General features: G+C 60.7%; 5 protein-coding genes. 2 read left to right on the top strand and 3 right to left on the bottom strand.

Going from position 1 to position 6,353, the window contains the following annotated elements; genetic code table 11:
- The coding region (locus JNN07_14490; protein MBL9168945.1) for a hypothetical protein at window positions 1-438 on the bottom strand (438 nt) is incomplete at its 3' end.
- A 959-nt stretch (window positions 439-1,397) separates the two neighbouring features.
- Between JNN07_14490 and JNN07_14485 the strand changes: the two genes are divergently transcribed.
- The gene (locus JNN07_14485; GenBank protein MBL9168944.1) at window positions 1,398-2,117 is read left to right on the top strand and encodes a hypothetical protein; all 720 of its coding nucleotides are present in this window, start codon (window positions 1,398-1,400) and stop codon (window positions 2,115-2,117) included.
- Window positions 2,118-2,133: 16 nt separating this feature from the next.
- Here JNN07_14485 and JNN07_14480 read toward each other — a convergent pair whose 3' ends face one another.
- Window positions 2,134-3,774 (bottom strand): serine/threonine protein kinase, encoded by a 1,641-nt coding sequence (locus JNN07_14480; GenBank protein MBL9168943.1) that lies wholly within the window; start codon window positions 3,772-3,774, stop codon window positions 2,134-2,136.
- A gap of 277 nt (window positions 3,775-4,051) precedes the next feature.
- On the opposite strand from JNN07_14480, the gene JNN07_14475 reads away from it, so the two are divergent.
- Window positions 4,052-5,209, top strand: coding sequence for a hypothetical protein (locus JNN07_14475; GenBank protein ID MBL9168942.1), 1,158 nt, complete (start codon window positions 4,052-4,054; stop codon window positions 5,207-5,209).
- 64 nt (window positions 5,210-5,273) lie between these two features.
- On the opposite strand, the gene JNN07_14470 is transcribed toward JNN07_14475, so the two are convergent.
- A complete protein-coding gene (locus JNN07_14470) occupies window positions 5,274-6,077 on the bottom strand; it encodes a class I SAM-dependent methyltransferase (protein MBL9168941.1) in 804 nt (267 codons plus the stop codon).
- Between the last annotated feature and the right edge of the window lie 276 nt (window positions 6,078-6,353).

Here is a 6,353-nt window from a genome sequence, read left to right as displayed (position 1 = left end):
CGTGCCCTGGAGCACGCGCAGAACACCGTCGGCCGCATTGAGCAGTGTTCCGGTGGTCACCGTTAGAAAGGCGCCCCAAGCCTCGCCGTCCACGCTGGTGAGTTCGATCGTGCCATGGTTTTCGAAAGGGTTGGCCACGGTCAGCATGCCATGGCCGACGGTGCTGTTGGCTACCATTCGCAGGGTGGCGTTCGGGTTGTCCATAACCAGCTCACTGACGGATTGGCTTCCGGCCATCTGAATGGTGAAGCTGGCCGTGCCATCCACCACGACCCGATCGTTCGCGCCCGGCACCTGTTGTGGTGACCAGTTGGTGGGGACGTCCCATTCCCCGCCGCCAGCGTTGTTCCAGGTGATGACGTCGGCCGAGACGATTCCTGTGCCGGCGACCGTGATGAACGAGAAGGCGCAGAACAGGGAATGGAATTTGGATTTCATAGATTCATGGAATGGTGACCTGGCTCTCAGCGAGAGAAGCAGACATTGGGCGGCGGTAGGATCACCCAATGCCCCGGCAATTAACCCTCTGCACATCTTCGCCATTCCCCCCCTGCTAAGCCGCGCCGGGCAAAACGTTACAGGCGATTTCCTGCCCAGTTTGACGGGTGCGGTTATTCCTGGGTGAGGCTAGCTGGGATCCCCCTCCGGGGGGGTGAAAAGCTGTAGAGGGCTACAGCAGTCCAAGACGCCTGGCGAGGTGCGTGACGCGATGGGGTTGATCGTGAAGCGGTCCGATGGGGCTTATGGTCCTGGTGTCCGGCAGCCCTCTGCCGCTTCGGTCCCCTAGCAGCAAACACCGCCGGCGCGAAGGCACTGCTGGTGTGAGGTGCGGAAGCCTTGGTAGCGGGGACATATTGCCCACGGACCACGCGGACCACACGGATCTGAGGAGAGACCGCAACCCCGACCGCGGGTGCGGGGCGAGTGGCCGAGCCGACTGAAGTTACTGTTCTGCTGAATTCCCTCCGACTCCGTGTGTTCTGTGTGTTCCGTGGGCAAAACTCTTCCTTGGAGGTTGTCTCGGCCTCCCTTTCGAGCCTTGTAGGAGCCGAGGTAACGAGGCTTGCTTCATGGAGAGGGCACACCTCCGAAAAACGGACGTGAATCGAGGCCTTGAACCTGGTGGCATGGGAGCGAGCGGGGCAGCTCTATGGACCGCGGTGGCACGACGCCGCTTTTCCTTCGCCCGAGTTTAGTCCCTCCAACGGTGGCTTTTACAATAGGCACACCAGCAGCCACTCCGCCAGGCGCAGGAAAAGCGGAGACGTGTCTCCGCGGTCCATAGCGCCTTGGTCTTTCGCTTGCGATTGCGCAGCTCCGGACACCGAAGCGAGCGACCGGTTCATGGACGAGATACAGATCGACCGGGTGGAGTGCGGCTGCTAGAGTCCAAATTGATGTCGGGAGCCAATTTCCAACCCACACGATGGAGTTTGATCGTCGCGCTGCGCGAGGCGGACCATGCCGCCGCCGCCACGGCCCGTGCGACCCTGTGCGAGACCTATTGGTATCCGCTCTACGCTTATGTCCGGCGATGCGGACATGGGGCGGAGGAATCTCGGGACCTGACCCAGGCGTTCTTTGAACGGCTGATCGAGAAGGATTTGTTGGCCCGGGCAGATCGAGACCGGGGGCGGCTTCGGACCTTCTTGCTCGCGGCGTTGCAGCGCTTCCTTCGGGATGAGTGGCGCAAGGGACAGCGGCTGAAGCGGGCGGGGAACGGTTCTGAATGGTCATTGGATTCGGCGGCCGCGGAGGAACGCTACACCCGCGAGCCGATGGATGCCGCCACGCCGGAGATGATCTATCAGCGTCGCTGGGCGCTGGAATTGCTCGAGCGGACCTTGCTCAGGCTGCGCGGAGACTATGCCCAGGCAGGCAAAGCGGAGCTGTTCACTGTGCTGAAACACTATCTCGCGCCCGATGGCCAAGAGCCATCCGCGGAGGAGGCAGGCCGCCAGCTAAGCATGTCCGCCGGCGCGGTGCGGGTGGCGGTGTCGCGCTTGCGAGCCCGTTACCGAGAACGATTGCTGCAGGAGGTGGCGGCCGGGTTGGAAGCGGAAACGGAGGCCGAGGTCGACGCGGAAATCGACGAGCTTTTTCGGGCGCTGGGATAGCCGGGAAGTGTCAGGATCACTCAATCCGCACTGCGAAGTTCCTAACCTGGATGCCTCCGTGGGGAGTCTCGAGCAGCAGTGTTTGACCCGCATCGCGGATGAGGTGCCGAATGGCGAAGTAATAGGAAAGCGTGAGTTCGGCCTGAGGGCCCTTCCAGGAGAAGAGTGGCGAGCCATCGAGCAAGACCGTGATCGAGGCATCCGAGCCGAGGGGGAGCACCGTGATGATGACGGGCACGAATCGCTGTATCGGGAGTCTGCGAATGACGGAGGTTAGGTTTTGGTTCCAGTCCTTGCCGGCGACGAGTCCAAGACCCGAAGTATCATACAGGTCGAGCGTTACGGCAACGCGGGATGCACCCACCGGAATCACCACAGACAGGTCGCTTCCCTTGTGCTCCAACAGAAGCTCAAAACTCGCCTCGTACGCGCGAGCACCGGGTTGCACCGGCAGGCGCAGACACCGAAAGACGTTGTTGGTGTCGTAGGCAGCGGTGAGCGTCCCGCCCGGGATCCCATCGAGCCAGGTCCAATGGCCAAACAACACATCGCGATTCAGATCCAAATTGGTAAAGGGAGTGTGCACTCCGGCGGCAGTGTCTGCGGGCGTCGCCGGCCCGATTCTGCCCTGCCCGGACGACGAGGACAATGCTGAGGTGGCTTGGTCAGTGTTCGAGGGCTTTGTGCGCAGAATCCACGCACTCACTGAGATGACCACGAGGGCAGCGGCCGTCAGGAGAATCCAGCGCGAGGTCATCCGGGAGTGCGCTCTTCCCTCGAGGCCGCTGCGCAGTTCAGCCGCAGTCTGCGGCCGGCGAGCCGGGTCCGCCTGCATGGCTTTCTGCAGAACGGCGTCGAGGTGGCGCGCATCGGCCGCTCCGTTCGATGGCGGTGCCCAGGCTCCACGAGGCAGGTGGCCGGTCAGCATTTCGTAAACCATCACCCCAACCGAGAACAGATCGGCGCGCGCGTCCACTATTCCCCCGCTTCGTTGCTCGGGGGCCATGTAATCGGGTGTGCCGAGGGCGAGACCCGTGAAGGTGAGCCGGGTATCGTTGGGATCGTGCGAAAGGCGGGCGACGCCGAAGTCAGCGACCTTGACCCCGCCGTCATCGGCGATGAGGACGTTGGCGGGCTTGATGTCGCGGTGAATAACTCCGTGGTTGTGGGCAAACTCCAGGGCCATACAGATCGAGCTGGCGATCTGGATTACGCGTGCGGTCGGGAGCGACCCCTGTGCCAGCAGCGCCGCGACGTCTTGTCCTCGGACATATTCCATCACGATGAACAGATGGCCCGCCTGCGTCTGGCCCGCTTCGTGAATGGCGACGATGTTGGGGTGGTGCAGTCGGCCCAGCGCGCGGGCCTCGTTGCGAAAACGGTCGGCGAAGACCGGATCGGACGCCGCTTCGGTGGGCAAAAGCTTGATGGCAACATCGCGATCCAACGAACGCTGCCGCGCCCGATACACGGCACCCATGCCGCCGCGTCCGAGAAGTTCCAGGATTTCGAAGTCCGGAAACAGGTGGGCAAGTTCATTGGGCTCCGGGGGCAGCCAGGCGCGCAGCCGCTCGGCTGTGTCGCGACGCGCCAGCAGGGCGCGTGGATCCAAACCAAGGATCTTCTCGGTGCCAACCGGGCGTTCAGGTGTGCTCATAGTGGGCTTCCTGGCGATTGAGTTGACTGAAGCCTATCAGGGGAAGCCCCGCCGCGGAAGGCAGATGTGTTTGCCCGCTGCCCTGGTTCCTTTCGGCATTTCACGGAGACTCAGCCATGATGCGGCACAACGCCTACCCCAATGGCACGCTAAGCGGAGCGGTGTGAATCTGATTCATGATTTCTGTGAAAACTTGTCCGGTGTCCCGGTGCAACCTGAGGTCGATTCTCTTTCGTGGGGCGGAGCGCCATTTGGACACTCTGTTGATTTTTGACGTATGAGCAAGAACCTCTCAAACCAATCGACCTTTGCGGAGGAAACGAAGACCAAGTCGGCGGATGTATCCGAATCGCAGGAGGTCGGGAACGGCATCGCCTCGAGTCTTGCGCACATCCGTGACCTCACCAGCTCGTTGAAGCATCAGCTGCAGCGCACGCTCAAGGACATCCAGGAGATCAATTTGCAGACCAGACTGCTGTCCTTCAACGCGCAGATCGAAGCCACCCGCGCGGGCAACAGCGGACAGGCCTTTTCAATCGTGGCGGGAGAAATGGTGCGTCTCTCCGAACGAACGGCTGGGACCGCGAGAATCATGGGGGAGCGCGCTTCTCGGTGCATCACTGAAATGGCGAGCACTGTTGATGGGATAGGCCTGAGCATACAAGGCACTCGCCTTTCCGATCTCGCGCTCACCAACATCGAACTGGTCGATCGAAACCTTTACGAACGGTCGTGTGATGTGCGTTGGTGGGCAACGGACAGCAGCATAGTGGATGCGCTGACGCGCGCGGATCGCCCGGTTCGTGACAACGCCTGCAAACGGCTCAGGACTATCCTCGATTCTTACACGGTTTACTACGATCTCGTCGTGTGCGATCTCAAAGGTTCAGTCGTCGCCAGCGGAAGAGATCCCCAGTATCATTCCATAGGCTCGAATCAGTCGAGTTCCGTTTGGTTTCAAATGGCGTTGGCGACGAAGGATGGCTCTGAGTTCGGGTTTCAGTCGGTCCATCGGGAGCCCAGCCTGGCGGATGGAAAATTTGTCTTAGTGTATTCGTGCGCCATCCGTGAACGCGGAGACGTTCAGGGGAAGAAAATCGGTGTGCTGGGAATCGTGTTCAACTGGGAGGGGCTGGCGCAGACAGTCGTGAATGCCACTCAACTGAGCAGCCTTGAGCGCGGCCAAACGCGGGTTTGTTTGGTGGATGACCAGGGGCTCATGCTCGCCGATACGGAGAACCAACTGACGGTGGAGAAACTCGTGCTCCCGGATCTGGCTGTCCTGTTCAGCAAGTCGAAGGGTTACCACGTGGCCGATTATCGAGGCTGTCCGCACCTCATTGCCCATGCGCTCTCCCCTGGTTATGAGACCTACTCCACGGGCTGGCTTTCCGTGATTCTTCAACCTCTAGCTCTCATTGAGCGCAAACCCTGACTCTTCTTGGGGAGTGCAACAGCAGCAAGGCTACGGTTCAACTCGCGGCCGAGTGCGGTAGGCTTCAGTCCCTCAGCAGCCGCTTGGATACATACTGGGTTGGAATCGAAACAATCGGCTCCTCCAGCTTCTGATCCGGCCGCCTTCGGCCGACCATGCGGACGTAGCCGAGGTAACGTCCGGCATCGGCTTCCAAGGCCCGGATTTCGGTCGTGTTCTCCGGGCAAATCTTCCTCTGCCAATGCAGCCACATTTGGCTGCCTTCCGGCAGGTGATCCGCCACTTGCACGTCCACGATTCCGGACCGCTCCCAGTGGCGTCTCCACCAGCCTGCCGAATGATGGCACCACAGGCCCGGCTCCCACCACTCTCGAAGATGCTCGGGGACGGAACCGGTGATCTCCTGCATCAGCCCGGCACCGGCCATTCCCAGCTGTCCGCCTGGCTTGACGAAGCGGGCGAGGTTGCTCAGAAAGAGATCATCCGTTCCATAATAGGAAAAGGAATCAATCGACACCACCGCGTCGAAAAACTCGCGGGCGAAGGGGAGGGAGCGCGCATCAGCGTGTATGGGGAAGACCGAGTGTTCGGCGCCCGCATCCCGGATTCGCTGGAGGTTCTCTGAGGCGTCGAACCACAGATCGGTCGCCCAAACCTGCACGCCAAACTCGCGTTGGAGGAACACAGAGGACGCCGCTCTTCCGCAACCCAGGTCGAGAACGCGCATGCCGGGTTTCAGATCCATTTTAGCCGCAAGCCATTCCGTCAGCCAAAGGGAGTTGGCTCCACCGCTGGCGGCTGCGGCTATCCAGTCTGGGTTATAGGCTGAGGAGCGGGGAAACCGGTCTGAGTTGAAATGCTGGTTCATGCGTGGTGAGATTATTGTAACTGTCGGAACCGTCCAGGGTAGCCGAAAATGGTTGAGTATGGGCTCAAGTTTCTTGGGTGCCACGGCTCGGGGCGATTCTGCCCATCGATGCAGCTCTTACATCCTATTAAGAATTCAAGGGCCGACGTTAGTGTGTTGCTGGAGAATTCTAAGGGCCCAGCTGAAGTTGTTCGATCGGATGGGGTTCCGGCTTCTGCTCCGATTTCTTCGGATAAACCGAAGAGTCCGTTCGGAAACGTGTCATAGTCCGCAGTC

This window comes from Verrucomicrobiales bacterium (assembly GCA_016793885.1).
Taxonomy (GTDB): Bacteria; Verrucomicrobiota; Verrucomicrobiia; order Limisphaerales; family UBA11320; genus UBA11320.
The sequence above is the reverse complement of the archived record's forward strand: the minus strand, read 5'-3'. Positions and strand labels throughout refer to the sequence as shown.

Excerpts from the sequence above, each read along its gene's own strand:
- JNN07_14485 (MBL9168944.1), top strand. The coding sequence starts at position 1,398 with ATGTCGGGAGCCAATTTCCAACCCACACGATGGAGTTTGATCGTCGCG.
- JNN07_14480 (MBL9168943.1), bottom strand. The coding sequence starts at position 3,774 with ATGAGCACACCTGAACGCCCGGTTGGCACCGAGAAGATCCTTGGTTTG.
- JNN07_14475 (MBL9168942.1), top strand. The coding sequence starts at position 4,052 with ATGAGCAAGAACCTCTCAAACCAATCGACCTTTGCGGAGGAAACGAAG.
- JNN07_14470 (MBL9168941.1), bottom strand. The coding sequence starts at position 6,077 with ATGAACCAGCATTTCAACTCAGACCGGTTTCCCCGCTCCTCAGCCTAT.